This window comes from Janibacter sp. GXQ6167 (genome assembly GCF_041365945.1).
Lineage (GTDB): Bacteria > Actinomycetota > Actinomycetes > Actinomycetales > Dermatophilaceae > JBGFSK01.
In genome coordinates this window covers 193741-218087 of sequence record NZ_JBGFSK010000002.1, presented here as the reverse complement: position 1 = coordinate 218087, position 24347 = coordinate 193741, and the positions used below count along the sequence as shown (strand labels likewise).

At 69.0% G+C, this 24347-nt stretch carries 25 protein-coding genes and 1 pseudogene; 11 read left to right on the top strand and 15 right to left on the bottom strand.

Going from position 1 to position 24347, the window contains the following annotated elements; all coding sequences use genetic code 11:
- Positions 1 to 91: 91 nt before the first annotated feature.
- Positions 92 to 421 (top strand): putative quinol monooxygenase, encoded by a 330-nt coding sequence (locus AB8K43_RS03880; RefSeq protein ID WP_370891681.1) that lies wholly within the window; start codon positions 92 to 94, stop codon positions 419 to 421.
- 109 nt (positions 422 to 530) lie between these two features.
- Here AB8K43_RS03880 and AB8K43_RS03875 read toward each other — a convergent pair whose 3' ends face one another.
- The 5 genes from AB8K43_RS03875 to AB8K43_RS03855 form a co-directional block, all read right to left on the bottom strand.
- On the bottom strand, positions 531 to 932 hold the full coding sequence (locus AB8K43_RS03875; protein WP_370891679.1) for an RBBP9/YdeN family alpha/beta hydrolase: 402 nt from the start codon (positions 930 to 932) through the stop codon (positions 531 to 533).
- A 142-nt stretch (positions 933 to 1074) separates the two neighbouring features.
- Positions 1075 to 2454: an MFS transporter gene (locus AB8K43_RS03870; protein ID WP_370891677.1), complete on the bottom strand. Its 1380-nt coding sequence runs from the start codon at positions 2452 to 2454 to the stop codon at positions 1075 to 1077.
- A gap of 31 nt (positions 2455 to 2485) precedes the next feature.
- Entirely contained in the window at positions 2486 to 3538 is a 1053-nt protein-coding gene (locus AB8K43_RS03865) for a 3-keto-5-aminohexanoate cleavage protein (RefSeq protein WP_370891675.1), read from the bottom strand.
- A 98-nt stretch (positions 3539 to 3636) separates the two neighbouring features.
- A complete protein-coding gene (locus AB8K43_RS03860) occupies positions 3637 to 4539 on the bottom strand; it encodes a TauD/TfdA dioxygenase family protein (protein WP_370891674.1) in 903 nt (300 codons plus the stop codon).
- A 43-nt stretch (positions 4540 to 4582) separates the two neighbouring features.
- Positions 4583 to 5557: a quinone oxidoreductase gene (locus AB8K43_RS03855; protein WP_370891673.1), complete on the bottom strand. Its 975-nt coding sequence runs from the start codon at positions 5555 to 5557 to the stop codon at positions 4583 to 4585.
- A gap of 118 nt (positions 5558 to 5675) precedes the next feature.
- Here AB8K43_RS03855 and AB8K43_RS03850 point away from each other — a divergent pair, with 118 nt between their 5' ends.
- Positions 5676 to 6674, top strand: a complete 999-nt coding sequence (locus AB8K43_RS03850; protein WP_370891671.1) for an AraC family transcriptional regulator — start codon at positions 5676 to 5678, stop codon at positions 6672 to 6674.
- Between the two features lie 103 nt (positions 6675 to 6777).
- Here the strand turns inward: AB8K43_RS03850 and AB8K43_RS03845 are convergent, their stop codons facing one another.
- Genes AB8K43_RS03845 through AB8K43_RS03835 form a run of 3 tightly spaced genes read right to left on the bottom strand, consistent with a single transcriptional unit; the run spans position 6778 to position 9757 of the window.
- Positions 6778 to 7788 carry an ArsA family ATPase gene (locus AB8K43_RS03845; protein WP_370891669.1) on the bottom strand — a complete coding sequence of 337 codons (1011 nt, stop codon included), beginning with the start codon at positions 7786 to 7788 and terminating at the stop codon, positions 6778 to 6780.
- Positions 7785 to 8054 (bottom strand): cory-CC-star protein, encoded by a 270-nt coding sequence (locus tag AB8K43_RS03840; protein ID WP_370891666.1) that lies wholly within the window; start codon positions 8052 to 8054, stop codon positions 7785 to 7787. The genes AB8K43_RS03845 and AB8K43_RS03840 overlap by 4 nt, the downstream gene beginning before the upstream one ends.
- A gap of 2 nt (positions 8055 to 8056) precedes the next feature.
- A complete protein-coding gene (locus AB8K43_RS03835) occupies positions 8057 to 9757 on the bottom strand; it encodes a carbon starvation protein A (RefSeq protein WP_370891664.1) in 1701 nt (566 codons plus the stop codon).
- A 410-nt stretch (positions 9758 to 10167) separates the two neighbouring features.
- Here AB8K43_RS03835 and AB8K43_RS03830 point away from each other — a divergent pair, with 410 nt between their 5' ends.
- Both AB8K43_RS03830 and AB8K43_RS03825 read left to right on the top strand, forming a co-directional pair.
- The gene (locus AB8K43_RS03830; RefSeq protein WP_370891662.1) at positions 10168 to 10596 is read left to right on the top strand and encodes a MauE/DoxX family redox-associated membrane protein; all 429 of its coding nucleotides are present in this window, start codon (positions 10168 to 10170) and stop codon (positions 10594 to 10596) included.
- Between the two features lie 9 nt (positions 10597 to 10605).
- Positions 10606 to 11082 (top strand): glutathione peroxidase, encoded by a 477-nt coding sequence (locus tag AB8K43_RS03825; RefSeq protein WP_370891660.1) that lies wholly within the window; start codon positions 10606 to 10608, stop codon positions 11080 to 11082.
- Between the two features lie 6 nt (positions 11083 to 11088).
- Here the strand turns inward: AB8K43_RS03825 and AB8K43_RS03820 are convergent, their stop codons facing one another.
- Complete coding sequence (locus tag AB8K43_RS03820; protein ID WP_370891658.1) at positions 11089 to 11790, bottom strand: GntR family transcriptional regulator; 702 nt, start codon at positions 11788 to 11790, stop codon at positions 11089 to 11091.
- A 195-nt stretch (positions 11791 to 11985) separates the two neighbouring features.
- On the opposite strand from AB8K43_RS03820, the gene AB8K43_RS03815 reads away from it, so the two are divergent.
- From AB8K43_RS03815 to AB8K43_RS03800, 4 genes are read left to right on the top strand one after another with little or no spacing between them, the layout of a single operon-like run.
- Positions 11986 to 13212, top strand: a complete 1227-nt coding sequence (locus tag AB8K43_RS03815) for an NRAMP family divalent metal transporter (RefSeq protein ID WP_370892089.1) — start codon at positions 11986 to 11988, stop codon at positions 13210 to 13212.
- 46 nt (positions 13213 to 13258) lie between these two features.
- Positions 13259 to 14041, top strand: a complete 783-nt coding sequence (locus tag AB8K43_RS03810; RefSeq protein ID WP_370891656.1) for a LamB/YcsF family protein — start codon at positions 13259 to 13261, stop codon at positions 14039 to 14041.
- 11 nt (positions 14042 to 14052) lie between these two features.
- Positions 14053 to 14691: an allophanate hydrolase subunit 1 gene (locus AB8K43_RS03805; RefSeq protein WP_370891654.1), complete on the top strand. Its 639-nt coding sequence runs from the start codon at positions 14053 to 14055 to the stop codon at positions 14689 to 14691.
- Complete coding sequence (locus tag AB8K43_RS03800; RefSeq protein ID WP_370891652.1) at positions 14688 to 15569, top strand: biotin-dependent carboxyltransferase family protein; 882 nt, start codon at positions 14688 to 14690, stop codon at positions 15567 to 15569. Before AB8K43_RS03805 ends, AB8K43_RS03800 begins: the two co-directional genes overlap by 4 nt.
- Before the next feature lie 15 nt (positions 15570 to 15584).
- Here AB8K43_RS03800 and AB8K43_RS03795 read toward each other — a convergent pair whose 3' ends face one another.
- Together AB8K43_RS03795 and trxA are read right to left on the bottom strand one after the other, a co-directional pair.
- On the bottom strand, positions 15585 to 15890 hold the full coding sequence (locus AB8K43_RS03795) for a rhodanese-like domain-containing protein (RefSeq protein ID WP_370892087.1): 306 nt from the start codon (positions 15888 to 15890) through the stop codon (positions 15585 to 15587).
- A gap of 15 nt (positions 15891 to 15905) precedes the next feature.
- Positions 15906 to 16271, bottom strand: a pseudogene (gene trxA / locus AB8K43_RS03790) (thioredoxin); the annotation flags it as partial.
- A 269-nt stretch (positions 16272 to 16540) separates the two neighbouring features.
- Between trxA and AB8K43_RS03785 the strand changes: the two are divergent.
- Both AB8K43_RS03785 and AB8K43_RS03780 read left to right on the top strand, forming a co-directional pair.
- The gene (locus AB8K43_RS03785; protein ID WP_370891650.1) at positions 16541 to 17596 is read left to right on the top strand and encodes a TIGR03617 family F420-dependent LLM class oxidoreductase; all 1056 of its coding nucleotides are present in this window, start codon (positions 16541 to 16543) and stop codon (positions 17594 to 17596) included.
- A gap of 206 nt (positions 17597 to 17802) precedes the next feature.
- Entirely contained in the window at positions 17803 to 18849 is a 1047-nt protein-coding gene (locus tag AB8K43_RS03780; protein WP_370891648.1) for a TerC/Alx family metal homeostasis membrane protein, read from the top strand.
- 3 nt (positions 18850 to 18852) lie between these two features.
- Here AB8K43_RS03780 and AB8K43_RS03775 read toward each other — a convergent pair whose 3' ends face one another.
- Positions 18853 to 19500: a GAP family protein gene (locus tag AB8K43_RS03775; protein WP_370891646.1), complete on the bottom strand. Its 648-nt coding sequence runs from the start codon at positions 19498 to 19500 to the stop codon at positions 18853 to 18855.
- A gap of 85 nt (positions 19501 to 19585) precedes the next feature.
- Positions 19586 to 20293 carry a TetR/AcrR family transcriptional regulator gene (locus AB8K43_RS03770; protein ID WP_370891644.1) on the bottom strand — a complete coding sequence of 236 codons (708 nt, stop codon included), beginning with the start codon at positions 20291 to 20293 and terminating at the stop codon, positions 19586 to 19588.
- A 98-nt stretch (positions 20294 to 20391) separates the two neighbouring features.
- Between AB8K43_RS03770 and AB8K43_RS03765 the strand changes: the two genes are divergently transcribed.
- Positions 20392 to 21090: a DUF4386 domain-containing protein gene (locus tag AB8K43_RS03765; RefSeq protein WP_370891642.1), complete on the top strand. Its 699-nt coding sequence runs from the start codon at positions 20392 to 20394 to the stop codon at positions 21088 to 21090.
- Here AB8K43_RS03765 and AB8K43_RS03760 read toward each other — a convergent pair.
- Both AB8K43_RS03760 and AB8K43_RS03755 read right to left on the bottom strand, forming a co-directional pair.
- Positions 21071 to 22852 (bottom strand): glycoside hydrolase family 15 protein, encoded by a 1782-nt coding sequence (locus tag AB8K43_RS03760; RefSeq protein ID WP_370891640.1) that lies wholly within the window; start codon positions 22850 to 22852, stop codon positions 21071 to 21073. The two genes, AB8K43_RS03765 and AB8K43_RS03760, sit on opposite strands and share 20 nt — an antisense overlap.
- 37 nt (positions 22853 to 22889) lie before the next feature.
- Complete coding sequence (locus AB8K43_RS03755; protein WP_370891638.1) at positions 22890 to 24338, bottom strand: PLP-dependent aminotransferase family protein; 1449 nt, start codon at positions 24336 to 24338, stop codon at positions 22890 to 22892.
- Between the last annotated feature and the right edge of the window lie 9 nt (positions 24339 to 24347).

Below are 24347 nucleotides of genomic sequence, written 5' to 3'. Positions count from 1 at the left end.
GGAACCATGCTAGCCGACAGATAGGTGCATGTGCACCTATCTGGCTCCTTGCACCCTTCGGTGCAGGTTCGCGACTGGCTACGCTGAGGTGATGATCCTCATCGTCGTGAAGTTCCCCATCCGTGACGACAAGCTCGAGCAGTGGCGAGAGCTGTCCGCCGACTACGCCCGCGCCGTGAGCGCCGAGCCGGGCAACGTCTTCTTCGAGTTCTCGCAGAGCATCGCCGAGCCCGACACCTACGTCTGCATCGAGGGCTTCCGCGATGCCGCGGCGGGCGAGGCCCACATGCAGCAGGAGCACGTCACCCGCTTCATGGAGGCGATGCCGGACATCGTCTCGAAGCAGCCGCAGATCATCTACGTCGACTCCGAAGAGGTCACCGACTTCGGGCCGATGGGCGAGATCCAGCCCCGCGCCTGACCCCCTTCGCTCGCCGCGAATCCCCGGAAACTCCCGATATCTCGTGGAGTTCCCGGGGATTCTTGGCGTTTCCGGGGATCTTCGCGCGGGCACGTTGGGGCGAAGGGGGTCACCCGCGCACTGGCGCGCCCTCGATCACTTGCTCGATGGCCGGCCATGACCCGTACCCAGAGTCCGGGTTGGCGTGCCCGACCCGGCCGAGGCGCAGCTCCGTCGCACCCCAGGCACGGGCGAGGTCGCGAACCGCGTCCACCGGACCCAAGGGATCGTCATCGCTGATGCCGACCTGAGCCCGGAAGGGCAACTCCCGCATCGGAATCGGCAGCCACCCCTCGGCCCGCAGGGCCTCGAGCGGTGGGTACTTCGGCGGGAGCTCTTCGATGAGCGCCGGCGGCGTGACGAGTAGCGCCGATGCGACGAGATCGGTCGAGCCCGAGACCGCCCAGTGCACCGTGGCCAGCGCCCCCGCGCTGTGCGCGACGAGGGTGACCGGGCCGTCTGCCGCGCGCACCGCTCTTCGATATCGCGAACCCGCGCCGCGAGGTCCCGCGAGGAGCGATCGGTCCGGAGGTGAACCGCGCCGGTCTGGCGGGCGATGTGCTGCTGCCAGTGGTCCGGAGCGGCCCCGCGCAAACCCGGCATCAGGATGATCGTCACGACGCCACCGACGGACGAGCGGGGTCGCTCACACCGAGCTTGGCGAGGCTGGCGTGGTGCGTGCGGTAGCCGACGATGAGCGCGGCGATCGCGAGGAGGCCGACCCACGGCACGACCCGCATCGCCCCGGCAAGGCCGATGGCATCGGCGATCTTGCCCGTCACGATCGGCCCAAGGGCCAGGCCGAGGATGTTGTTCGCGAGGGCCAAGGTGGCAAAGGCCGTGGCCCGGATGGAGGGGGTCGTGAGCGCGGCCACCATGGCACCAGCGGGACCGGCCGGACCCGAGCAGACGAAGGCGGCGACGGCGAGCAACCCCAGTTGGGCGGGACCAGGCGGGAGTGAGAACGCCGCGACGAAGAAGACGAGCGCGATGACCGCGTAGACGATGGACGTCGTCCACTTCCGCTGCGAGTTGTACTTGCTCAGCCGATCGCTGATCACGCCGGTCACGATCATGCCGACGCCAAGGAGCAGCAGGAAGATCGCCGCCATCTTGCCGGCTTTATCGACCGGCATCCCGTAGGCCCGGTTGAAGTAGCTCGGCAGCCAGGCGAGCAAGGTGCCCGTCATGAAGAGCTGGAGACCACTTCCGAGATAGGCCATCACCACGGCCGGCGTCGAAAAGAGCGTCCGGAAGCGGGCTCGGGTCATCAGGCGCTGCTCCTCGGGCTCCAGGTGCGCGGCCGCATCCGGGATGGCATGAGCCGACAACCGCTTCTCGGTGACCGTGAAGGCGTAGACCAGAGCGAGGATGAGCCCGAGGATTCCCATGACGATGAAGGCCATCCGCCAGCCATGCAGCATCGCGACGACCCCGCCGATCGCGACACCGAGGACCGAGCCGAAGGCACCGCCACCGAGGAAGGCACCCGAGAGGGTCGAGCGGAGATGGGGCTTGAAGACGAGGTAGACCACGGCGAGGCCGATGCTGCCGTAGGCCGCTTCACCGACCCCGACCAGGATGCGGGCGGTCAGCAGTTCGCCGTAGTTGTTCGCCCACGCCGAGGCCAGGGTCGCAAGGCTCCACAGCGTCGCCATCACGACGATGGCCCGCGCCCGACCGAAGCGGTCGCCCAGGATGGAAAGGGGCACCGCAAGCAGGCCGACCGCAATCGCGACCGCGCTGTTGAGGGTCCCCAACTGGACGTCGGTGAGCCCCCATTCGGCCTTCAGGAAGGGGAAGACCGCGGCGAGAACCTGCCGGGACATGTAGTCCGAGAGCAGGAGGGCGAAGGTGAGCCCGAAGACCAGTCCCGGGAAGAAGCGGGAGCGGGGCGCCGAGTCCGGGGCGGCCGCTGTCGCGTCGCCGAGGGCATCGGACGCGGCGCCATCATGGCCTCCCGGCAGCGGGTTTCGATCTGTCGTCGTTGACATGTCATGACCTCGTCGTGGGATCGGGCGCCGGTCAGGCGTGCATCAGGAAGCCGAGTTGACCCGGCTTGCGGTTGGGGGGGAACCCGAGACGGGCGAGGGCGTCGTCGACGTCGTCGTACCAGGTGTCGAGCTTGTACTGATCGCGCGCTTCCTTGGCGTCGGCGACCGGGCGGCCGAGTTCCTTCGCGAGGCGCACGAGCTGGGTGATCTGCTCGACCGAAGTGGCCTTGGCCCCCTTCTGCCCCCACAGGGTGTCCTCGTTGCCGCAGCGGGTGTGCAGGCCCATGGCGATCGCCATCGCGTTGATGGGGAGCACGTTGCGCTGGATGGACTCGAGGGTGAGGTTCGCCCCGTCCGGCACCCGGCGGATGAACTCCATCATGTTGTACGGGCTCGGGCCGTCGAACCCGCCGCCGATCGCGACCCAGGTGATGTTGAGTGGGCCGAGGTAGACACCACGGCGCACGAGCCGCTCGACGGTCTCGAGCTGGGCGATATTGGCGAGCTGGAAGTGGGGCTGGATCCCGTTGGCGCGCAAGCGCTTCAGGTGCTCGGCGACCCACTCCGGCCCCGCCGGGACGGTCATCTCCGCGTAGGTGTGAGCGAGCTCAGGGCGCTCCATCGAGGTCCCCCGGATGTCATCCGCGGTCATCAGCTCCATGATGTTCATCTGGTTGGTGTTGATCGCGATCGTCACCTGATCGGGCTTCGGGTCGAGCTCGGCGAGGAGGTGCCGGGCGTCGTCGCTCAGCCACTTCGCCTCGGCCCCATCACCTTCCGGAGCGAACGAGATGGACCCGCCGACCTGGAGGATCATCTCGGGCACGGCTTCGCGCAAGCGGCCGAGCAGTTCGTTGAACATCGACATGCGCTTGGAGCCCTTGCCGTCGAGTTCACGCACGTGGATGTGCAAAACGGTGGCGCCGGCCTCGAAACAGTCGACCGCCTTTTGGACCTGCTCGTCCATCGTGACCGCGATGTCTTCGGGGAAGTCGCCCGGCTCCCACTCCGGCCCGTAGGGCGCGGCGGTGATCACCAGCGGGTCTTGCAGTTCGGGCATCAGGGCGTCGTCGAGGAAATGCATGGCAGTACTCCTTGGGTGTGGTGAGGGTGAAACAAAGGGGGATGAGGCCGCCTGAGAAGGGGGGATTCGCCCCCTTCCGAGGCGGTGGCGTTAAAGCTCTAGAAGGGGCGGTCGCCGCAGATTCCGGCGCGTTCCATGTAGCGCCGGCTCGGCCAGTAGTCCATGACCGCGTAGTGCTGGGTCGAGCGGTTGTCCCAGATCGCGATGCTGTTCTTCTGCCAACGCCAGCGGACCTGGTAGTCGGGGATCGTGGCCCGGTGCTGCAGGTAGGTCAGCAGGTCGGGAGCGCTTTGGACGAAGTCGATCCCGTGGGTCACCCGTTCGGGCGTGTGGTAGTTGACGAAGTGGGTCGTGAACGAGTTGACGTAGAGGATCTGCTCGCCGGTTTCGGGGTGAGTTCGCACGACCGGGTGCTCGGCGTCGGGGTAGGTCGTCGCGAGGCCCTGCCGACGGTCTGCCGGCAGGACGGCGCCGAAGGTCGCCTCGATGCTGTGCTTGGCCCGCAGGTCCGCGATCTGGTCCTTCACCCGATCGGGGAGATCGGCGTAGGCCCTGACCATGTCGACCCAGATCGTGTCGCCGCCGACCGGCGGGCACTCGACGCACCGCAGGATCGAGCCCATGGCGGGCTCAGCGCGCCACGAACCGTCGCTGTGGTACGCGTTCTCGTAGCGATCGGCGGGGCTGTCGACGTCCTTGTAGATGCGCACGAGGCCCGGGTGCTCGGGGTCGCTCGGTGCGACCGGGTGATCTTCCAGCGGCCCAAAGCGCTCGGCGAGCGCGACGTGCTCGCCGCGGGTGATGTCCTGATCGCGGAAGAAGAGGACCTTGTGGGTGAGGAGCAGCGAGCGCAACGCCGCGAACTGCTCGTCGTGACGCGAGATCTCGCCGAGGTCGGCGCCGTGGATCTGGGCGCCGAGGGTGGCAGTGAGCCGCTCGACGCTCCAGTTCGCCGGGACGGCTGGCTCATGCGGACGAAGGTCAGGTGCGGTGATGGACATCGTTGTCCTCCAACTGTTTTCGGTGGGTCGGTAGGTGACGGACTTAGACGGTGAGGACGGAAGACCCGATCGAGGTCCCGCTCTCGAGTGCCTCGTGGGCGCGTGCGGCATCGCGAAGGGGGAAACGCTGACCCACTTCGATGCGGACATCGCCGGCGGCGACGTGCTGGAAGAGCTCACCGGCGAGTTCGGCGCGTTCGGCCGGGTCGGCGATGTAGTCGGCGAGGGCCGGGCGGGTGACGTAGATCGAGCCCTTGATCGCGAGCTGCATGGCGTCGATGTGTGGGATGGGGCCCGAAGCGGTGCCAAAGCACACGAGCAGCCCGCGGCGGGCGACGGCGTCCAGGGAGGACTCGAAGGTGGCGGCGCCCACGCTGTCGAAGACGACCGGGACCCCCTTCCCGTCGGTCAGATCACGGACTCGCTGGGCGACGTTGTCGCGCCCCACGAGGACCTCGGTCGCTCCGTGGGCGAGAGCGATCTCGCCCTTCTCCGGCGTTGAGACGACGCCGATCACGTTGATGCCGAGCAGCCGCGCCCACTGGCAGACGATGAGGCCAACGCCGCCGGCAGCCGCCTGCAGTAGGACCGTGTCACCGGCGCCGAGGCCGGGGGCAATGCGGCGTATGAGGTAGGCCGCCGTGAGACCGCGCATGGTCATCGCGGCGGCGGTCTCGGCGGTGATCGCGTCGGGCAGGTGGATCAGGCTGTCGGTCGGCATGACGCGTTCGGTGCTGTACGCCCCGAGCGGGGAGCCGGTGTAGGTGACCCGGTCGCCGGGGGCGAAGTCGGTGACATCGGCGCCGACCTCTTCGATCACGCCCGAGGCCTCGACGCCCATCCCCGACGGGAGCGGCGCCGGGTAGAGCCCGGTCCGGAAGTAGGTGTCGGCGAAGTTGAGTCCGACCGCCTCGTGCCGGACTCTCACCTGGCCGGCGCCGGGCTCTCCGACGCGGACGTCGGCCCACTGCAAGACGTCGGGCCCGCCGGTCCGCTCGAAGACGATTGCGCCTGCCATGACTCTTCACTCCTTGGTCGTTGCTCACCGCTTCGGTGCGGCATGCGACGACGGTAGGGATGTGAGGCGGGCCACTGCTTGACGATTCGGGACATCTTGGTTGACAATTCGGGACGAGATGAAGTCTGCTCCGATCGTCCGATACGCCGCCCTGGCCGGTTTTGCGCCCGTCTGCCGTGAGGTGGGCGTCGATCACCGCGCCCTGATGCGCCGCCAGGGCCTCGACCCGGAGCTGCTCGACCAGCCGGATGCGTGGGCGCGCAGCGTCGACGTCGCGGTGACCATGGAGTCCGCGGCCCTGCTCTCGGGGTGCCCCACCTTCGCCCTTCGGATGTCGACCCACCGGACCATCACGACGCTCGGCCCGGTCGGGCTCGTCCTCACCGAGGAGCCGAGCCTGCGCGAAGCCCTCACCACCCTCGGCCGCTTCTGGCCCTCGTACAACGAATCGCTGCGCCTGCGCCTCGTCGACCGAGGGGCCGTCAGCAACGCGGTCGTGCGGTTCGAGTTCGGGACTGCCGTGCGCCACACCCAGGCGCCGGAACTGGCCGCGGCCGTGATCTGCCGGATCGCCGAGGGCTTCCTCGGCGACGACCGCCCCCCGCGGCGCGTCCTCTTCCGCCATGCGGGTCCGCCCGATGTCAGCGAGCACGAGCGCATCCTCGGCACGAGCGTGGAGTTCGGCGCCGAGACCGACAGCGTCGAGTTCGACGCCGAGGTGCTCGACGAGATCCGCCCATCAGATGATCCGCAACGCCGGGTCTACGCCCGCCGTTATCTCGAAGCCGTCGCTTCCGCGGCCCCGGAGGATCGGCTCGAGCAGGTCCGCGGCATCGTCGAAGACCTCCTACCGGTTGGCCGCTGCTCGGCCGACCGGGTCGCGTCTGCGGTCGGTGTCGATCGGCGGACCCTGCACCGCTGGCTGGGCGCCGAGGGGCTCACCTTTGGGCGCCTGCTCCGGCAGGTGCGCCACCACCGCGCCGAGCGCTATCTCGCGGCGGGCCATTCGATGACCGAGATCTCCGAACGCCTGGGCTTCGCCGAGATCAGCAGCTTTTCGCGGTGGTTCGCCACCGAGTACGGGGTGCCGCCGAGCCGGTGGCGTGCCTCGGTCTAGCGATCCCGTCAAACTCCCGATGTCTCGTGGAGTTCCACGGGATGTCGGGAGTTTCACGGGAAATGTCGCGCCGCTGGCCTGGCTCGGGGTGAGCGCGCGGCGGCTAGTGGAGGTGGCGCCCCAGATCGGTGAGCCCCTGCTCGCCGAGCACCTCTCCCGGCAGCAGTGGCACCTCAACGCGCGGCAGGCCGGGCAGCGCGCCGGCGAGCGTGGCGAGGTACCCCTCTTCGACCTCGCGCCGAGCAGTGAGAAGGGGGCCCGCGTCGGCTGGCGAGCGCTTGTTGACCACGAGCGCACCGACGTCCATGCCGGAGCGGCCCAATTGCTCCGCGAGCTCGATGGTCTCCAGCACCGGTAAGCGTTCGGCGGCGAGGACGATGACGAAGGCGGTGCGCGCCGGGTCCTGCAGGACGGCGCGCAGGTCAGCGAAGCGCTCCTGACGACGGGTCAGGATCGTGCGTATCTCGCTGTCCCGCCGCGCCCGGCGATCCCGGTCACCCTTCGGACGGGCCCCGATCCCGACGACCGAGGCCGCCATCGGGTCCTCGTCCTCGCGCTCGAGCCCGCGCAGCGCCGCCCCGAAGGAGGCCGAGCGCTCCTGTCGTCGCAGCAGACCCTCGGTCCAGGCCTGCATCAGTTCGGGGAGCGCCACGAGCCGGGCGGTATGCCCGGACGGCGCGGTGTCGAAGACGATCAACTCGTCGCGTTCACGCCCTTCGACGATCTCGGCGACGCGTTCGAGCACGGCGGCTTCATGGGTACCCGGCGCGTCACGGGCGAGGCTTAGGTGCTTGGCGACCTCCCCGGAGAGGTGCTCGGGCATCAACCGAGTCATGGTCGCGCGGACGGCGGCGAGATGGGCATCGGTCGTGCGCGCCGGGTCGACCTCGACGCCGCGGAGTAGGGGCGCCAACTCGACCGGTGTGTCTCCGATCGGGCGCTGCCAAAGGTGCCCGAGGTTGTGCGCCGGGTCGGTCGAGACGACCAGGGTGCGGCGCCCGCCCTTCGCCTGCTCCAGCGCGATCGCCGAAGCCACCGCGGTCTTGCCGACGCCCCCCTTCCCACCGACGAAGAGGACCTCGCGGGATTCGGCGAGCGATCGAAGGGGGCTCAACAGCACGAGAAGTGGTCGAGCGGACTGCGGTCGAGACCCATCCGGCGGTGCCAGTCGTGGAACTGGTCGTACACCACCGGGAGCAACTCGATCGTGTAATAACTCGCGGGATTGGGCACGCCGAGGGCCTCGGCCATCACGATCACCATGAAGAGGTCATCCTCGTCGCGCTGGGCGCGCGCGAAGGTACGCCGGTAGGGCGCGCTGTAGAAGTCGCGCAGCCCGGCCGCCACCTGAGCGAGGCGGCCGGGGCGTGCGCCGGTCATCGTCAGACCCGATCGGACGGGGACGGCGCGTCCTCGTCCTCATCGATCGGCTCGGGGTGGGCAGCGGTGCGGCGCATGGCCATTCCGGCTTCGACGACGACCCAGAGTGCGGCGACGAGGACGATCGTCCCAAGGATCGCGAGCAGCCAGTCGCGGGCGGCGTAGAACTCACCCAACTGGACCGCGAGCGCCCACACCGTCATCACGAGCACGAAGACGAGCGGGATCACAATCGGCAGCACGTTGCGGCGCATCCGCAGCAGGATCACCGTGATGACCGAGAGGGTGAGCGCGGCGAGTAGCTGGTTCGTCGTGCCGAAGAGCGGCCAGATCAGCATGCCGCCGGTGCCATCGCTGCTCGCGCCGAAGGCCAAGCCGAAGGCGAGCGCGAGCACGATGACGGTCGCGATCCCCTTCGGGATGCGCACGCCCGCGAGTTCGCCGATCTCCTGGGTGACGAAGCGGTGCAGTCGCACGCCGGTATCCATCGTGGTGGCGGCGAAGAGGACGGCCATCGTCGCGAGGACCGTCGCGGCGAGGGAGGAGGGCAGGCCCACGCCGGATTCGATGATGTTGCCGCCACCTTCGATGAAGGCGGGCACCCCCCCCTTCCCAAAGGCGTCGTAGAGCTCGCGCCATTGAGCGGCGGTCTGGAAGCCGGCGCTCACGGCGATGATCGTGCCGAGCGCGAGGAGGCCCTCACCGACGGCGCCGAAGTACCCGACGAAGCGGGCGTCGCTCTCCTTGTCGAGCTGCTTCGAACTCGTGCCCGACGAGACGATCCCGTGGAAGCCCGAGATCGCTCCGCACGCGATGGTGACGAAGAGAAGGGGGAAGAGCCCCGGTGTCCCCGCTGGCACGTCGTCGTTCATCGCCGGCGCGACGATCTCGGGGCGGGAGAGCAGGATCGCGACGTAGAGGATGCCGAGCCCGATGAAGAGCTGCAGCCCGTTGATGTAGTCCCGCGGCTGGAGCAGTACCCAGACCGGCAGGATCGAGGCGATGCCCGCGTAGATCATGAGCACGACGATCCAAAACGCGGCCGTCGAGAGGCCGAGCACGGTCTCCGGGAGTTCGATCGGGTAGCGGTCGCCGAGCAGGATCAGGGCGTAGAGCGCGACCACACCGACCACCGAGACGATCGGCAGGCTGAGTTTGTACCGGTAGATCGCCTGACCGATCACGAGAGCGACGATGATCGCGCCCCAGGTCGGGATCACGGCGCTTGGGGTCGAGACGAGCAGGTTCGCGATCACCACGGCGAAGACGGCAATCACCATCAGCAGCAGCAGGAAGATGATGACGAGGAAGAGGGCCCGACCGCGACCACCGATGTAGTCGCCGGAGAGGGTGCCCATCGACTTCCCGCGGTGGCGGACCGAGGCCCAGAGGGCTCCGAAGTCATGCATCCCCGCGAAGAAGATGGTCCCGATCGTCACCCAGAGGAAGGCGGGGAACCAACCCCAGATGATCGCGATCGCCGGGCCGACGATCGGCGCCGCGCCCGCGACCGAGGTGAAATGGTGGCCCCAGAGGACGTATTTGTTGGTCGGGACGAAGTCGACGCCATCCTCCTGCTCGTGCGCTGGCGTCGGGCGCGAATCGTCCAGGCCGTAGATCTTGCCGGCGAGGAACTTCGAGTACAGGGCGTATCCGGCGAGCATCATCGCGATACCGATGAGCGCAAGCACGAGCGAGTTCATGACGTGTTCTCCGTTGAATCGTCACCAGGTGAGGTAATCCTTCGTCACTGTAGGTGCCCGATCGGCGCGAAGGGAGGCTGCCCTCACCCGATCGGGTGAGACGTTGGCCAATCGTGACCCGGAGCGCGGCGAGCGCATCGACCCTGCACCTATCGACACTTCCCGACCACCAAAGCGACGGCGAGCGCACCGACCTTGCACATACCGACACTTCCCCACCACCAAAGCGACGCCGAGCGCACCGACCCTGCACATACCGACACTTCCCCACCACCAAAGCGTCGCCGAGCGCACCGACCCTGCACATACCGACACTTCCGCTCGGCCGGGTGACGGGCTCGATGACTCCGGGATCCGGACCGGACGGCGCGCGGTCGAGCGCGATGGGCACGGCTGCGATGCTTGGAGGCATGACAAGCGAGCAGCCAGCGGTCTCCCCCTTCGCTCATGTGGGACGGATCGTGCTCGGGGCGTTCTTGGTCTTCGCCGGTCTCGGACACCTCACCTTCGCCCGCGAGACCTTCCAGGCGCAGGTGCCGCCGTGGGTACCGCTTGATGTTGATCTCGTCGTGGTTCTCTCCGGGATCGTCGAGCTCCTCCTCGGGGCCGCGCTGATCCTGCTCCCGCGCTACCGGGTCATCTTGGGCTGGGTCGCGGCCGCCCTCTTCGTCGCGGTCTTCCCCGGCAATATCGCGCAGTACACCGAGGGGCGCGATGCCTTCGGGCTCGACTCCGATGGGGCGCGGCTCACCCGACTCGCCTTCCAGCCCCTACTCATCACGTGGGCGCTGTGGTCGACCGGCGCGTGGCGCGCCTGGCGCGAGCGCCGCCGCCCGTAGGCTGGCTCTATGACGAGCCTTTACGACTTCTCCGCCCGCCGCCTGACCGGCGAGGTCGAGCCGCTGTCGGTTTACGACGGGCAGGTCGTGCTGGTGGTCAACACCGCGAGCAAATGCGGCTTCACCCCGCAGTACGAGGGGCTCGAAGAGCTCTGGCAGACCTACCGCGACCGCGGCCTGGTCGTCCTCGGTTTCCCGTGCAACCAATTCGGCGCTCAGGAGCCGGGCAGCGACGACGAGATCGGCGAGTTCTGCCAGGTGAACTACGGCGTGACCTTCCCGATGTTCGCCAAGGTCGACGTCAACGGTGAGCACGCCGACCCGCTCTGGACGTGGCTGAAGGAGTCGAAGGGGGGCCTGCTCGGCGATCGGATCAAGTGGAACTTCACCAAGTTCCTGATCGGTCGTGACGGCCAGGTCATCGAGCGGTTTGCCCCGACGACCAAGCCCGCCGACCTCACGAGCGACATCGAGGCTGCCCTCTAACGGGGACTAGCCGTCGGCGCCTCCGGCCGACTCGCCGAGGAGCCTCGCCTGCGCGTCATCGAGGTACTGGGTCAGGGCCGCGGCCGCCTCGCGGCGCTCCCCACGCTCGAGCATCGCGACGATCTGGACATTGCGCTGCAGGTAGTCGAGGTGGAAGCGCGGATCCGTCGCCATCGCGTGGAAAACGAGGCGCATCTCGGCGAGCACATCTTCCATGAGGGTGGCCGCGCGCGCACTGCCGGAGAAGGCGACGAGGCCGCGGTGGAACTCCTGATTGGCCTGGGCGACCCCGGGGAGATCCCCGCGCTCGGCAGCGGCCAGCGCCGTGTCCACGACGTCCCGGAGGCGCCCAACGAGGTGGTCGGAGAAGGCTCGGCCCCCTTCGACCGCAGCGGGCTCGATGAGGCGCCGGGTCGCGAAGATGTCGCGGATGTCATCGGCACCGGGGGTCGCGACGAAGACCCCGCGGTGAGCCTCGCGGACGACGAGGCGTTCGGCGGCGAGGAGCACGAAAGCCTCGCGAATCGTGTTGCGGCTGTAGCCAAGAACGCTGGTGATGGTCTCCTCAGTGAGGCGCGTCCCGGGGCGAAGGAGTCCGTCGATGATCTGCGTGCGCAGCACCCGGCGGACCTGCTCGGCCGCCGATGGGCGGGCAAGCGGGGCTGCCGGGATCTGCTGCAGGGCCGCCGCGAGGTCGTCATTGCGCACGCTTGGACTGTAGGGCAGTTTCGAGTTTCGGGGTATTGCCGGATTGTTCAACAATCCGCTACCGTCGTGATCCAGCACACAGTCGTGCCGGTCCCGCCGGTGGCGGCTGCCATCGATGGCAGGAGACCCGCGATGTCCGACCCGCGCCCCCCGAAGAACCCACGACCCCACACGCCGCACCCCGCCGACCCGGCCATGGGTGGCGAGGCCGATATCCGGCACGATCCGGGGGTCTCCCAGTCCAAGCGCAGCGCCCTCCTCGGCGCGATGTTCCTCATGGCCACCTCGGCCATCGGTCCGGGCTTCATCACCCAAACGACGACCTTCACGATCCAACTCGGGGCAGCCTTCGCCTTCGCGATCGTCGTTTCGATCCTCGTCGACATCGCCGTACAAATGAATGTCTGGCGAGTGATCGGCGTCTCGGGCCTGCGCGCGAACGAACTCGCGAATCAGGTCGCCCCGGGCCTCGGCTACGCCCTCGCCGGGCTCATCCTGATCGGCGGGCTCGTCTTCAACATCGGCAACATCGCGGGAAGCGGCCTCGGCAGCAACGCCATGCTCGGCCTGGACGTCAAGCTCGGCGCGCTGCTCTCCTGCGCCATCGCCATCGCGATCTTCCTCTCCAAGCGCGCCGGGATCGCCCTCGACCGGATCGTGGTCGGCCTTGGTGTCGTCATGATCGCGCTCACCACCTATGTCGCCATCACGAGCAATCCGCCCGTCGGTGAAGCGCTGAAGAACACCGTGATGCCGGAGTCGGTGAGCTTCCTCGCCATCACCACCCTGATCGGGGGCACGGTCGGCGGGTACATCACCTACGCGGGTGCTCACCGGCTCATCGAATCCGGTCGCACCGGACCCGCCCACGCCCCCGAGATCACCCGGGGCTCGATCATCGGCATCGTGGTCACCGGCATCATGCGCGGCATCCTCTTCCTCGCGATCCTTGGCGTGGTCGCAAGCGGCGCCAGCCTTGCGGCGGATAACCCGGCCGCGAGCGCCTTCCAGCACGCTGCGGGCGAAGTGGGCCTGCGGATGTTCGGCATCATCTTCTGGGCCGCCGCAATCACCTCGGTCATCGGGGCGAGTTACACGACCGTCTCGTTTCTCACGACGCAAAAGACCGCGCCGCGCAACCGCAGCCTGGTGACCGTCGCCTTCATCGCGGTCTGTCTGATCCTCTTCCTCATCCTCGAGCAGGCGCCGACCAAACTGCTCGTCTTCGCGGGCGGGTTCAACGGCGTGATCTTGCCGCTCGGCTTCACCGTGATCCTCTGGGTGGCCTGGCGCCGCCGCGACCTCCTCGGCGGGTACGACTACCCGAAGTGGCTGCTCGGCCTCGGCGCCCTGGCCTGGCTGCTCACCCTCTACCTCGGCTGGAACTCCCTCTCCGGCCTGAGCGCCCTGTGGTCCGCATAAACCCCCGCGCGTCACTTGTGATTGAGCACGACGACCAAGGAGCACCATGACGATCCAGATCGACCTCAACTCCGACCTCGGCGAGTCCTACGGCAACTGGCGGCTCGGGGATGACGACGCGATGCTCGAGGTCGTCACCTCCGCCAATGTCGCCTGCGGTTTCCACGCCGGAGATGCCCTCACCCTGCAGCGCACGTGTGCGGCCGCCGCCGAACGGGGCGTCGTGATCGGCGCGCAGGTGGGGTACAACCACCTGGCCGGGTTTGGGCGGTGGGCGATCGACATGCCATCGCCGGAGCTCACCGCCGATGTCCTCTACCAAATCGGTGCGCTCGACGGGCTCGCCCGCGTCGCCGGGACGCGCGTGCGCTATGTGAAGCCGCACGGGGCGCTCTACAACACCGCCGCCGTCGACGAGCGCCAGGCACAGGCTGTGGTCGATGCCGTCGTCGCCTATGACCCCTCCCTGCCGCTCATGGGTCTACCGGGTTCGGCGCTCCTCGCGGCGGGTGAGGCCGCGGGTCTTCGGGTCATCCGTGAGGCCTTCGCCGATCGCGGCTACACCCCCGAAGGGCGATTGGTCTCCCGCCGCGAACCCGGCGCTCTCCTCCACGACCCGGACGAGGTCGCCGCGCGAATGGTGCGGCTCGCGACCGAAGGGCGCCTGACCGCAGCAAACGGCGAGGACATCGCAGTGTCCGCGGATTCGATTTGCACGCACGGGGATTCGCCCGGCGCCGTCGCCATGGCGCGCGCGGTCAAGGCCGCCCTCACCGACGCCGGGGTGGAGGTCCGCCCCTTCGCCTCTTCGGACGCCGAACCGCGCTGATGGAGGTCCCGGTGCGGCTGCTGCCGATGGGCGACGCGGCGCTGCTCGTCGAGACGAGCGATATCGATGCGGTGCTCGCGATCGATGCCGCGCTCTCCGCTCGGGTCGCCACCGGGGAGGGCGTGTGGGCGCAGGTCGATGACCTCGTGCCCGCCGCCCGGACCGTGCTCGTCGTCGCGCGGCCGACGACCAACCTTGGCGATCTGGCCTCCGCGATCCGCGCCGCGACGAAGGGGGTCACGGCTGGCGACGCCGCCGCGGTGAGCGAGGAGCTCGAGGTGCGGGTGCGCTACGACGGGCCCGATCTGGGGGCGGTCGCCTCGCACACCGGGCTCACCGTCGAGGAGGTCATCGCCGCTCATACCGAGACTCCGTGGCGGGTGGGCTTCGGCGGCTTCGCTCCCGGCTTCGCCTATCTCGTCGGCGGCGATCCGCGCCTCCAGGTGCCCCGCCTTGATTCGCCCCGCACCTGCGTCCCCGCCGGGTCGGTCGCGCTCGCGGGTGAGTTCAGCGCGATCTATCCCCGGCAATCGCCCGGTGGCTGGCAGCTCATCGGCACGACCGACGCCACGCTGTGGGACGCCGACCGCGAGCCTCCGGCGCTCCTGGTCCCCGGGATGACGGTCCGCTTCAAGGACGAATCCCGATGAGCGCCAAGGCGATCGAGATCCTCGAATCCGGGCCGCTGGCGCTGATCCAAGACTCCGGACGACCCGGGCACATGGCAGTCGGGGTCGGTCGCGCGGGCGCTGCGGACCACGGGTCGTACGCGCTCGGCGGTCGGCTGCTCGGCAATCCGGAGGGGCTCGCGGCGATCGAGGTCGTGCTCGGGGGACTGCGGCTACGGGCCCGGGGCGACCTCACGCTCTGCCTCACCGGAGCCGAAGCGCCCGCCACCGCCGACGGGCGCGCGGTGGCCTACGGCGCCCCCTTCCCCCTTCGCGACGGTGCCGAGTTGCGTCTCGGGGTGCCACCCGCGGGCCTGCGCACCTACGTCTCGGTGCGCGGCGGGCTCGCTTACGACCCGGTCCTCGGCTCCACGTCGAGCGACACGATGTCGGGACTCGGGCCCCCCGCGCTCACCGCCGGGGACGTCGTCCCGATCGGCCCCGCTCCCCGCGAGCTCCCCCACGTCGACCACGCCCCAACCCGACCATTCATGGCGGGAGAGATCACCATCGGGGTCGGTGCAGGTCCGCGACGCGACTGGTTCGCGGACCCCACCGACCTCGAACGCGTCACCTGGTCGGTATCCGATCGCAGCGACCGGAAGGGGGTGCGCCTCACCGGCGGGTCTCTGCAGAGAACCCGGGAGCAGTTGGACGCGGAACTACCGAGCGAGGGGATGGTCCGCGGGGCGATCCAGGTCCCGCCCAATGGCGAGCCGGTCATCTTCTTGAACGACTACCCGGTCACCGGCGGATACCCGGTGATCGGGGTCGTGCGTAGCGCCGACATCGATCGGGTCGCCCAACTTCGGCCGGGTGACCAGCTCCGCTTGCGCTGGGACGAGTCGCCTCCTCGGTGAGGTCTTGCGCGCCTGCTACTCGCTGTCGCCGGTCACGATTTCGCGGCCGGCGTCGGCCCACGCGGAGGTCCCACCGGCAACCGAGTAGGCCTCGATCCCGGTGCGGCGCAACGCCTCAGTAGCACTGCGGCTGCGGTTGCCCGACGCGCAAATCACGTACAGCGGCCCGTCGGTCGGCAACTCCCCAGCGCGCTCAAGGAGCTGGTTGAGCGGGATCGACGTGGCCCCCGGGACGTGGCCAGCGGCGAATTCGGCGGGCTCACGGACGTCGATGACAGGGGTCTCGGCCGTCCACGCCGCCGCGAAGTCCTCGGCGCTGATGTCGACCGGGGTGTCGGCCAGTTCGCGCTGGCGGGCGACCTCGGCGTGGACCTGCTCCATATCCAGGCCCTTGACCTGGTCGATGAGGTCCTCGAGGGCATTGCCCGGGAGCGCTCCCGGCTGAGAGAACAGCAGGACGCCCTCGCGGAAGATCATCAGCGTCGGGATCGAGGTGATCTGCGCGGCGGCAGCGATCTGCCGCTCGGCTTCGGTGTCGACCTTCCCGAACGCGATATCCGGGTGCTGCTCGGACGCCTGCTCGTAGATCGGCGCAAACTGACGGCACGGACCACACCACTCCGCCCAGAAGTCGACCAGCAGGATCGAGTTCTCGGCTACGGCGGCTTCAAAGGTCTCGTCGGTCAAGGTGATGGTCGCCATGGGGCGCTCCTTCGCATCAGGTATCGGTTACCGGGTTGTCTTTGATCACCCCTTCGAACACGCGACGCTCGCCCGCTATTTCGCCCCTCCCCCTCCTTTGGCAAAAGCCCGGGCGTTTGCGGAAGGGGGGGTGCGCATGGTGCGCGGCGGAGCACCCCTGACACCCCGGGCACCCCGTGAAAGAGCACCCCTCACACCCCGAGGGCGTTCTAGGCTCGGGTGAGCGGTCCCCCCTTCGGCAATGTCGCCGTGACCCTTCTAGGAGTGCCATGACCTCGCGTGAAGCGCGTCCCTTGATCGCCGACGCCTCAGCAGACGGGACACCCGCCGTCGTCGGGACGATCGCCCGAACCGCCGAGGAGCGGGGAGTCTCGCGTCTGACCGTCCCCGAACTCGCACGCGACCCCTTCGTCATGCTCGCCGGGATCGCGGGTCAGACCTCGCGCTTGGAGTTAGCGACCGGGGTCGCGATCGCCTTCGCGCGCACCCCGATGACGCTCGCGTACGAAGCGTGGACGCTGAGCGAAGTGAGCGAAGGGCGGGCGGTGATCGGTCTCGGATCGCAGGTCAAACCGCACATCGAGCGACGGTTCGCGATGACCTGGGACCGACCGGCGGCGCGGATGCGCGAGTTCGTCCTCGCGACCCGCGCGATCTGGTCGGCGTGGCAGGACGGGACTCGGCTGAACTTCCGCGGCGACTTCTATCAGCACACGCTGATGCCGCCGATGTTCTCGCCGCCACTGCTCCCCAGTGGCCCGCCACCGCTGTTGCTCGCTGGAGTCGGCCCTCTGATGACCAGGACGGCTGGGGCCGTCGCCGATGGCTTCCTCACCCACCCCTTCGGCTCCCCGTCCTACCTGCGCGAACGGGTGCTACCCGGCGCGCTCGAAGCCCGGGCCGAGAGCGAAGCCGCCGGCGAGCCATGGACCACGCGACCCTTCGAAGTGAGCGCCGGAGTGCTCGTCGCGACGGGCCGGACCGACGAGGAGATCGCGAGCGCCATCGAGGCGACCAAGGCCCGGATCGCCTTCTACGCCTCGACGCCGACCTACCGCGGAGTGCTCGAGCATCACGGTTGGGGCGACCTCCACGAGGAGTTGCACCAACTCTCGGTGACGAACGGCTGGGACAAGATGCCCGCGCTCATCACCGACGAGCAACTCCACACCTACGCGGTGGTCGGAGAGCCGGACACCGTGGCGCGCGAACTCATCGCCCGCTACGGCGGCTGGGCCGATCGCGTAACGATCAACGACACCCGGGCCGAGTCGCTCGATGTGGCCTTCGACGTGATCGCCGCGGTGGCGGACCAGGCCGGCTAAGTCGTCCCAGGCTTCGCCGCAGCGGAAGGGAGCGAACCGCCAGAAGTTGACGCCCTTCGGCGCCCGCGTTTATCGTCTCGCCCCACGAGGGGAGTACTTCCCAAAGCCGTCGCCGGTCAGTGCGCGGGGTCCATGCCCCGCCCGGTGCGCGCCCCACTCGGGGTGAAGGAGACCTCGCAACGTTTCGACCTGTTGCGAGGACCCCCATGTCATCACCACTCACCCTGCTCCCTTCGGCCGCTGACCCCGCGGCCCTCACGACCATTGCCGACACCCGCCTCTGGGTGCTCACGATCGGCGGGCTCATCGCGCTGCTGTTGCTCGACCTGATGCTCACCCGCCGCCCGCACGAGGTCGGGATGCGCGAAGCCCTCGGCTGGTCGGCCTTCTACCTGGCTCTCCCGCTCGCCTTCGGTGTCTGGGTCTGGCAGTCGCACGGCTCCCAGATCGGGCTCGAGTACTACACCGGCTACCTGGTGGAGAAGTCGCTCTCGGTCGACAACCTCTTCATCTTCATCCTGATCCTCTCCGCCTTCGCCGTCCCGAAGGTGCTCCAGCAGCGGGTGCTCCTCATCGGGATCATCGGGGCCCTCATCATGCGGGCGGCGTTCATCGCGCTCGGGGCGGCGCTCATCGCGCGCTTTTCGTGGATCTTCCTCGCCTTCGGCGCGATCCTGCTGGTGACCGCGTGGGGCGTGCTGCGGGACGCGCGCTCGGGTGGACATAGCGTCGACGTAGACCAGATGCGCCTGGTCCGAGTCACGCGGCGCCTCTTCCCGGTGACCGAGGACTATCGCGGGTCGCGCCTCACCGTGCTCGAAGGGGGACGCCGGGCGCTCACCCCGCTCGCCCTGGTCGTCCTCGCGATCCTCGGGACCGACCTCGTCTTCGCAATCGACTCCGTGCCCGCGGTCTACGGCATCACCGGCGACCCCTACCTCGTCTTCGTCACCAACGCCTTCGCGCTGCTCGGCCTGCGGGCGCTCTACTTCGTGCTCCAGGGCGCCCTCACCAAGCTGCGCCATCTGGGCTTCGGGCTCGCCGCGATCCTTGCCTTCATCGGCGTCAAGCTCGTCCTGCACTGGGCGCACGGGATCTGGCCCGAGGTCCCGACGGTGCCCACCCTCGCCTCGCTCGCCGTGATCATCGCCGCGCTCGCGATCACCACGGTGACGAGCGTGCTCGCCAACCGCGCCGATGCCCAGGTCGCGGCGAGCGCGGACGAGCCGTCGGAGCGGTCGACTCCGCGCTGAGCGTCAGAGGACGCCGACCGTCCCCTTGGCGACGAAGAGCAGCCCAACACCCGCGACGGCGATCGCCACGAGCGTGCGGCCGTGCGCATCGAAACCATGCGCCACGGCGCGGAGCGCCCGCGCGCCCGCCGGGGTGCGGTTCAGCACGAGCGGCGCCCACGCGGGCAGGCACCCTCCGAGCAGCAACAAGACCAGTGCGAGGACCACGCCGAAGGGAGAGACGCCGCTGGCCGCGATGTCCTTGCTCGCGACGACGATGAGCGGAAGGGAGGTGAAGTTCGTCAGCATCGAAAACGCCCCGAATCCATACGCGGCGCCGACGCCACTCGAGCTGTCCGAGGACGGGGCGCGGTGAGGGCGCGGCTTCGGCGTGTGCGTGCGAAGCACCAGCGCCAAGATGATCAGGGCCGTACCCAGGGCAATGTCGAGGCCGGCGCTTAAGGTCGGTGCCTTCGGGAGGGACAGTGAGCGCCCGATCGTGAGCACGACGACCGAGAGGCCGAGCAGCACCGTCGCCATCCCCGCGGCGTAGGCCCTCGAGCGCCGGGCGCCGTCGCGGCTGGTCAGCAGCAGCAACTGCTCGCTCAACATCATCGGGCTCACGCCCGCGGCGAGGGCGACCGGGAGCAGGGTTAGCAGCAGCCGTCCCATGCGCCACCCCCTTCCGACCTGCGCGATCGGGCCCGGTCAGCCAGCCGCGCTGAGCGGCGGGTGGCGGCGACAAACGCTGCCATGGTCATGAGCGGGCCTCCTCGCCGCCCCCTGCCGACGACGCCCATCCTTCCTGGTGGAGGCGGGCGACGCCGTCGAGGATGACCTCAAGCGCGAAGGCGAATTCGAAGTCTTCGTCGCATCCACTCGCCTCGGGGCGGCGCGACCTAGCATCGGCCGCGATCGCGAGAATCCCCGGGTAATCATCCGGATCGGGGTCGCCAGAGGTGCTCCGCCGCCCCGCCGACGAACCGATGGACTCGTCAAAGAGCTCGGGACTAAAGCCCCAGATCCGGCTCCCCAGCACGTGCATGACGTGGTGAGTGAGGTCTGGGGAGAATCCTGCGCCGAGGAAGATCTGACTGACCCGCTCCATGTGCCCCAAGACGGTCGGCGTGCGCCTCGTGCGCGTCTCGATCACCCGACGGGCCCACGGGTGGCTCATGACCACCGCGCGCATTGCCGTCAAGGTCTCGTGGGCAGCGAGCCTCCAGTCTCCAGCCGGACGCACCGTCGTCTCGGGTACCTGATCGATGAGGGTCCCGACGATGCCGTCAAGGAGGTCCTCCTTGTCGGCGACATGTTTGTACAGCGCCATCGGGACGACCCCGAGGGCATCGGCCAGTCGGCGCATGCTGAGCGCGCCGAGCCCCTCGGCGTCGGCGAGCGCGACAGCGGTATCGAGCACGGTCTGCCGACGAAGGGCGACCCGCTGCGGTCTCGCGCGATCCACCATGTCCTCCCCTTCCATCTTGACGCGGTGTACAGCGTATACCTACAGTCATTGCGCGAAGGTGTACGCCGTACACCTCACCGTGAAGGGACGCCCCCATGACCACCACTCGCCGCCGCGCACGACTCGCGGCAGTCCTCTTCCTCATCACCTGGATCACCTCGGTGGCCGCGGTGCCCCTCTACGGAGGATCGGCTCTCGGCACTGGGGAACCACTCGCGGGCCGGTCCTCGGTCCTATTCGCGAGCGCCCTCGAAGTCATCCTTGCGGCGGCCGTCGTCGGTACCGCCCTGGCGCTCTACCCTCTGCTGCGCGGACACGATCCCGCAGGTGCCCTCGGATATGTCGCGCTGCGGACTCTGGAAGCTGGCGTCATCCTCGTCGGCGTCGTCGCGATCCTGCCGGCGGTCGCCATCCCGGGCTCGACCGCCGCGTCGGGCATGGCCCCGGAGGTAGTGCGCGGCCTGCACCTGCTGCATGACTGGACCTTCGTCATCGGCCCCGGCCTGATCAACCCCGTCAATGCCGCTGTCCTTGCCACTGTGCTGTGGCGCCATCGGCTGGTCGCCCCCTTCATCCCGGCACTCGGCCTGGTCGGGGCAGCGCTGGTCGCGGTAATGAACCTGGCCGTCCTCTTCGGATTCACCCGCCCACTACCCGCGCTCGCTCTACCCCTCTTCGCCTGGGAGATTTCGCTCGCCAGCTACCTCGCGTTCCGGGGATTACGCGCCGGCCTGGGGGTCGGGAAGCGCGGTGAAGGGGGTCTCGCGCCTCTGCTCAGTCGCCCGAGGCGGTGATCGCCTCAGCGGCGCGGACCAGGGCGAGGTGGCTGAAGGCCTGCGGGTAGTTGCCAAGGAGGACGTCGGCCTCCGGGCTGTACTCCTCCGAGAGCAACCCGAGGTCATTGCGAAGGCCAAGCAACCGGTCCATCAACGCGATCGCTTCATCACGTCGCCCGGTCCGCGCGTGCTGCTCGGCGAGCCAGAAGGTACACATGAGGAAGACCCCTTCGCCGCCCGCGATCCCGTCGCTCCCGTCAGTAAGGTACCGGCGGACGAAGCCTTCCTTAGTCATCAGCTCGTCTTCGATCCGAGCCACCGTCGCGAGCATCACGGGAGAATCCGCCGCGACAAAACCGGTCTGCGGGATCTGCAAGAGCGCCGCGTCCACCGCGTCGGTGTCGTAGTGCTGGACAAAGGTCCCGCCGCGCACGCCCCGCTGGAAGATCTCGCGGTGCAGCCGGTCCCGGTGACGAGCCCACCGCTCAGCCGGACCGTCCAGCCCATAGTCGACGACCGCGCGCACCCCCCGATCGAAGGCGGTCCACATGAGGACTCGTCCGTGGGTGAACCAATGCGGCTCGCCGCGGACCTCCCAAATCCCCCGGTCGGGGGTATCGAGGCGTCGTTCGAGCAACTCCAGGAGGCTGAGTTGCAGCTGCCAGGAGAAGTCGTCTTCGGCGATGCCCGCCTCGCGCAGGGCAGCCAGCGCCATCATCACTTCGCCGACGACGTCGGCCTGATACTGGTGGTACGCCTCGTTGCCGATCCGCACCGGCGCCGACCCCTGGTAACCCGCGAGATGACTCAAGGTGTGTTCGGCGAGGTGACGCTCCCCGGCGATGCCGTACATGATCTGCAGGTCTTCGGGGTCGCCGGCGATGGCGCGCAGCAACCAGTCCCGCCAGTGCTGCGCCACGTGCGGGTGGCCATGACTGGCGAGGATCTGGATCGTGAGCGCCGAGTCCCGCAGCCACGTGTAGCGGTAGTCCCAGTTGCGCTCGCCGCCGATGTGCTCGGGAAGGGAGGTCGTCGGGGCTGCGACGATCCCGCCGGTGCGGCGTGCCGTGAGCGCCCGTAAGACGGCGAGCGAGTCCGCGACCGAGCCCGCGTACGGCCCGACCACCGGGACCGCCGCGCGCCACGCCTGCCAGTCCGTCACCATCTCCTCGATCGCGCGGGGGATGTCGAGCGCCCCGACCGGATCGAGGTGCGCAGGTTGCCAGGTGAGCGACCACGCCAGCGATTGGCCAGCGGTGAGGCGGTGTCGACCCCGGTGCGCCTGGAGCGAAGCGGTGAGGTCGGGCCCGTGCAGGGTGAGGGAGTCCGGTCCCGCGATCGCGTGCAACACCGGCTCTCCGCGGCGATCGGCCGTGCGACGCACCCACGGGACGGTCCGGCCGTAGTCGAAGCGCATCACGAGTTCGCTGGCCACCTCGATGACCCCGGACTCACAACGCACTTCGCGCACGAGGGTGACGCGTTCGGGTGCCGCGACGCCTCGATGCCCGACCAGAGCGTCGGTCGTGACCGCCCGTCCGCCCGGGGTGTCCCATACCGTGTCGAGGACGAAACTGCCTTCCCGATAACCCCGGCGGCGCTCGACGCCGTCGACGGGTGCCACCGTCCAGTGGCCGTTGTCCTCATCGCCGAGGAGGGCGGCAAAGACCGCCGGGGAGTCGAAGCGCGGTACGCACCACCACGCCACTTGGCCATGGGCGATCAGCGCCGCGGTCTGCCGATCGCTCAGCAGCGCGTAGTCCCCGACCGGTGCCTGCACCTCGTCATCGTCTCAGCCCCGGTCTCGGCGGGGGCGGTTAGGCGATCAGGACGCGCGAGCGTTTCGCGGTCGAGGTGTGATCGGGAGCGGCGTTGACCTGCTCCCACGCCGCCGCCAAGCGGCGGGTAGCTTCGATCAGCGCCTCTGGTTCGGCGGTCCAGGGGATGCGAAGGAAGCGGTTCAGTCCCCCTTCGACCGCGAAGACCGGACCGGGTGCGACCACCACACCGAGTTGCTCGGCGAGGGCACTGGTCGCGGTCGCCACGGGCTGCGGGAGTTCGCACCAGAGGGCGAGACCCCCCTTCGGGATCAGGAAATCCCAGCTCGGGAGGTTTTCTCGGACGGCGGCGACGAGCGCGTCCCGGTTCGTTCGCAGACGCTCGCGGTTGGCGGTGAGCACCTCCGCCGCGCGATCGAAAAGCTCGCTCAGGGCGAGCTGCTCCATGACCGGCGAGCCGAGGTCCAGGCTGATCCGCGCCCGCATGAGTCGCGGCATCATCTCGCTCGACGCGCGAATCCACCCGAGCCGCAGGCCTCCCCAGTACGCCTTGCTCGCGCTCCCGAGAGTGATCGCGCTCTTGCTGAAGAGGGCGAAGGGGGCGGGCATCGCCTCGGCCAGTCCGGGCTCGAGGGCGAGCGCCTGATGGGCTTCATCGACGACCGGGACCACGCGGCCAGCGGCGAGGATCGCGGCGAGGCGCTCGCGCTGGGCATCGGGCATGAGGTGTCCGGTGGGGTTATGGAAGTCCGGGACCAGGTAGGCCAGCCGCGGCGCGGTCTGGCGCACGGTCGCCTCGAAGGCATCGAGGTCCCAGCCGTGCGGATCGAGCGCAAACGGCACGAGGCGCGCGCCGGCATGGGTCATCGCCTGCGTGGCGTTGGGGTACGTCGGGGATTCGACGAGAGCTCGCAGTCCCGCGCCAGCGAATGCTTGGGCGACGATCGCCGCCCCCGAGAGGGCGCCGCTCGTCACCATAATCTGGTCGGGGGTCGTCGGCAGTCCGCGCGCCTCGTAACTGGCCGCGATGCGGGTCTGGAGCCCGGGTTCTCCCATCGGGAAGTACGCAGGGCCGCTCAGGTAGGCCGGCAGATGCTCGGCCGCCCGCTGGAAGGCTTCGCTCACGCCGGGAGGTGCCGAGGGCGCCGCGCAATTGAGATCGATGGCATCGCGCCCGGCAGAGGCCGGCAGCAGCGAGCGGTCATGGGCCCGCGAGAGCCCGCCGGGGACACGGGTAAACGTGCCCGCTCCTCGCCGCGACTCTGCGTAACCCTGGTCGCGCAGGGTTTCGTAGGCGCGGGTCACCGTCGTTCGCGAGACGTCGAGCGCCTGGGTCAGTTCGCGTTCGCTCGGAAGTCGCACGCCGAGTCCGATCCGACCGTCGCCAATCAGGACGCGAAGGCCGTCGGCCAGGCCGAGGTACGCAGGCGAGCGCGGGAAGTCGCCGACCAGCGTGGCCACCTTGCGAGCGGAAAGAGCGCGTCCCATGAAGGCCAC

What these genes read in the sequence shown, in the direction of transcription:
- AB8K43_RS03850 (WP_370891671.1), top strand. Translation starts at nt 5,676, where the DNA reads ATGAAGTCTGCTCCGATCGTCCGATACGCCGCCCTGGCCGGTTTTGCG.
- AB8K43_RS03860 (WP_370891674.1), bottom strand. Translation starts at nt 4,539, where the DNA reads ATGTCCATCACCGCACCTGACCTTCGTCCGCATGAGCCAGCCGTCCCG.
- AB8K43_RS03865 (WP_370891675.1), bottom strand. Translation starts at nt 3,538, where the DNA reads ATGCATTTCCTCGACGACGCCCTGATGCCCGAACTGCAAGACCCGCTG.
- AB8K43_RS03765 (WP_370891642.1), top strand. Translation starts at nt 20,392, where the DNA reads ATGACCACCACTCGCCGCCGCGCACGACTCGCGGCAGTCCTCTTCCTC.
- AB8K43_RS03755 (WP_370891638.1), bottom strand. Translation starts at nt 24,338, where the DNA reads ATGGGACGCGCTCTTTCCGCTCGCAAGGTGGCCACGCTGGTCGGCGAC.
- AB8K43_RS03825 (WP_370891660.1), top strand. Translation starts at nt 10,606, where the DNA reads ATGACGAGCCTTTACGACTTCTCCGCCCGCCGCCTGACCGGCGAGGTC.
- AB8K43_RS03855 (WP_370891673.1), bottom strand. Translation starts at nt 5,557, where the DNA reads ATGGCAGGCGCAATCGTCTTCGAGCGGACCGGCGGGCCCGACGTCTTG.
- AB8K43_RS03880 (WP_370891681.1), top strand. Translation starts at nt 92, where the DNA reads ATGATCCTCATCGTCGTGAAGTTCCCCATCCGTGACGACAAGCTCGAG.
- AB8K43_RS03775 (WP_370891646.1), bottom strand. Translation starts at nt 19,500, where the DNA reads ATGGGACGGCTGCTGCTAACCCTGCTCCCGGTCGCCCTCGCCGCGGGC.
- AB8K43_RS03800 (WP_370891652.1), top strand. Translation starts at nt 14,688, where the DNA reads ATGAGCGCCAAGGCGATCGAGATCCTCGAATCCGGGCCGCTGGCGCTG.
- AB8K43_RS03785 (WP_370891650.1), top strand. Translation starts at nt 16,541, where the DNA reads ATGACCTCGCGTGAAGCGCGTCCCTTGATCGCCGACGCCTCAGCAGAC.
- AB8K43_RS03840 (WP_370891666.1), bottom strand. Translation starts at nt 8,054, where the DNA reads ATGACCGGCGCACGCCCCGGCCGCCTCGCTCAGGTGGCGGCCGGGCTG.
- AB8K43_RS03830 (WP_370891662.1), top strand. Translation starts at nt 10,168, where the DNA reads ATGACAAGCGAGCAGCCAGCGGTCTCCCCCTTCGCTCATGTGGGACGG.
- AB8K43_RS03780 (WP_370891648.1), top strand. Translation starts at nt 17,803, where the DNA reads ATGTCATCACCACTCACCCTGCTCCCTTCGGCCGCTGACCCCGCGGCC.
- AB8K43_RS03835 (WP_370891664.1), bottom strand. Translation starts at nt 9,757, where the DNA reads ATGAACTCGCTCGTGCTTGCGCTCATCGGTATCGCGATGATGCTCGCC.
- AB8K43_RS03870 (WP_370891677.1), bottom strand. Translation starts at nt 2,454, where the DNA reads ATGTCAACGACGACAGATCGAAACCCGCTGCCGGGAGGCCATGATGGC.
- AB8K43_RS03815 (WP_370892089.1), top strand. Translation starts at nt 11,986, where the DNA reads ATGGGTGGCGAGGCCGATATCCGGCACGATCCGGGGGTCTCCCAGTCC.
- AB8K43_RS03810 (WP_370891656.1), top strand. Translation starts at nt 13,259, where the DNA reads ATGACGATCCAGATCGACCTCAACTCCGACCTCGGCGAGTCCTACGGC.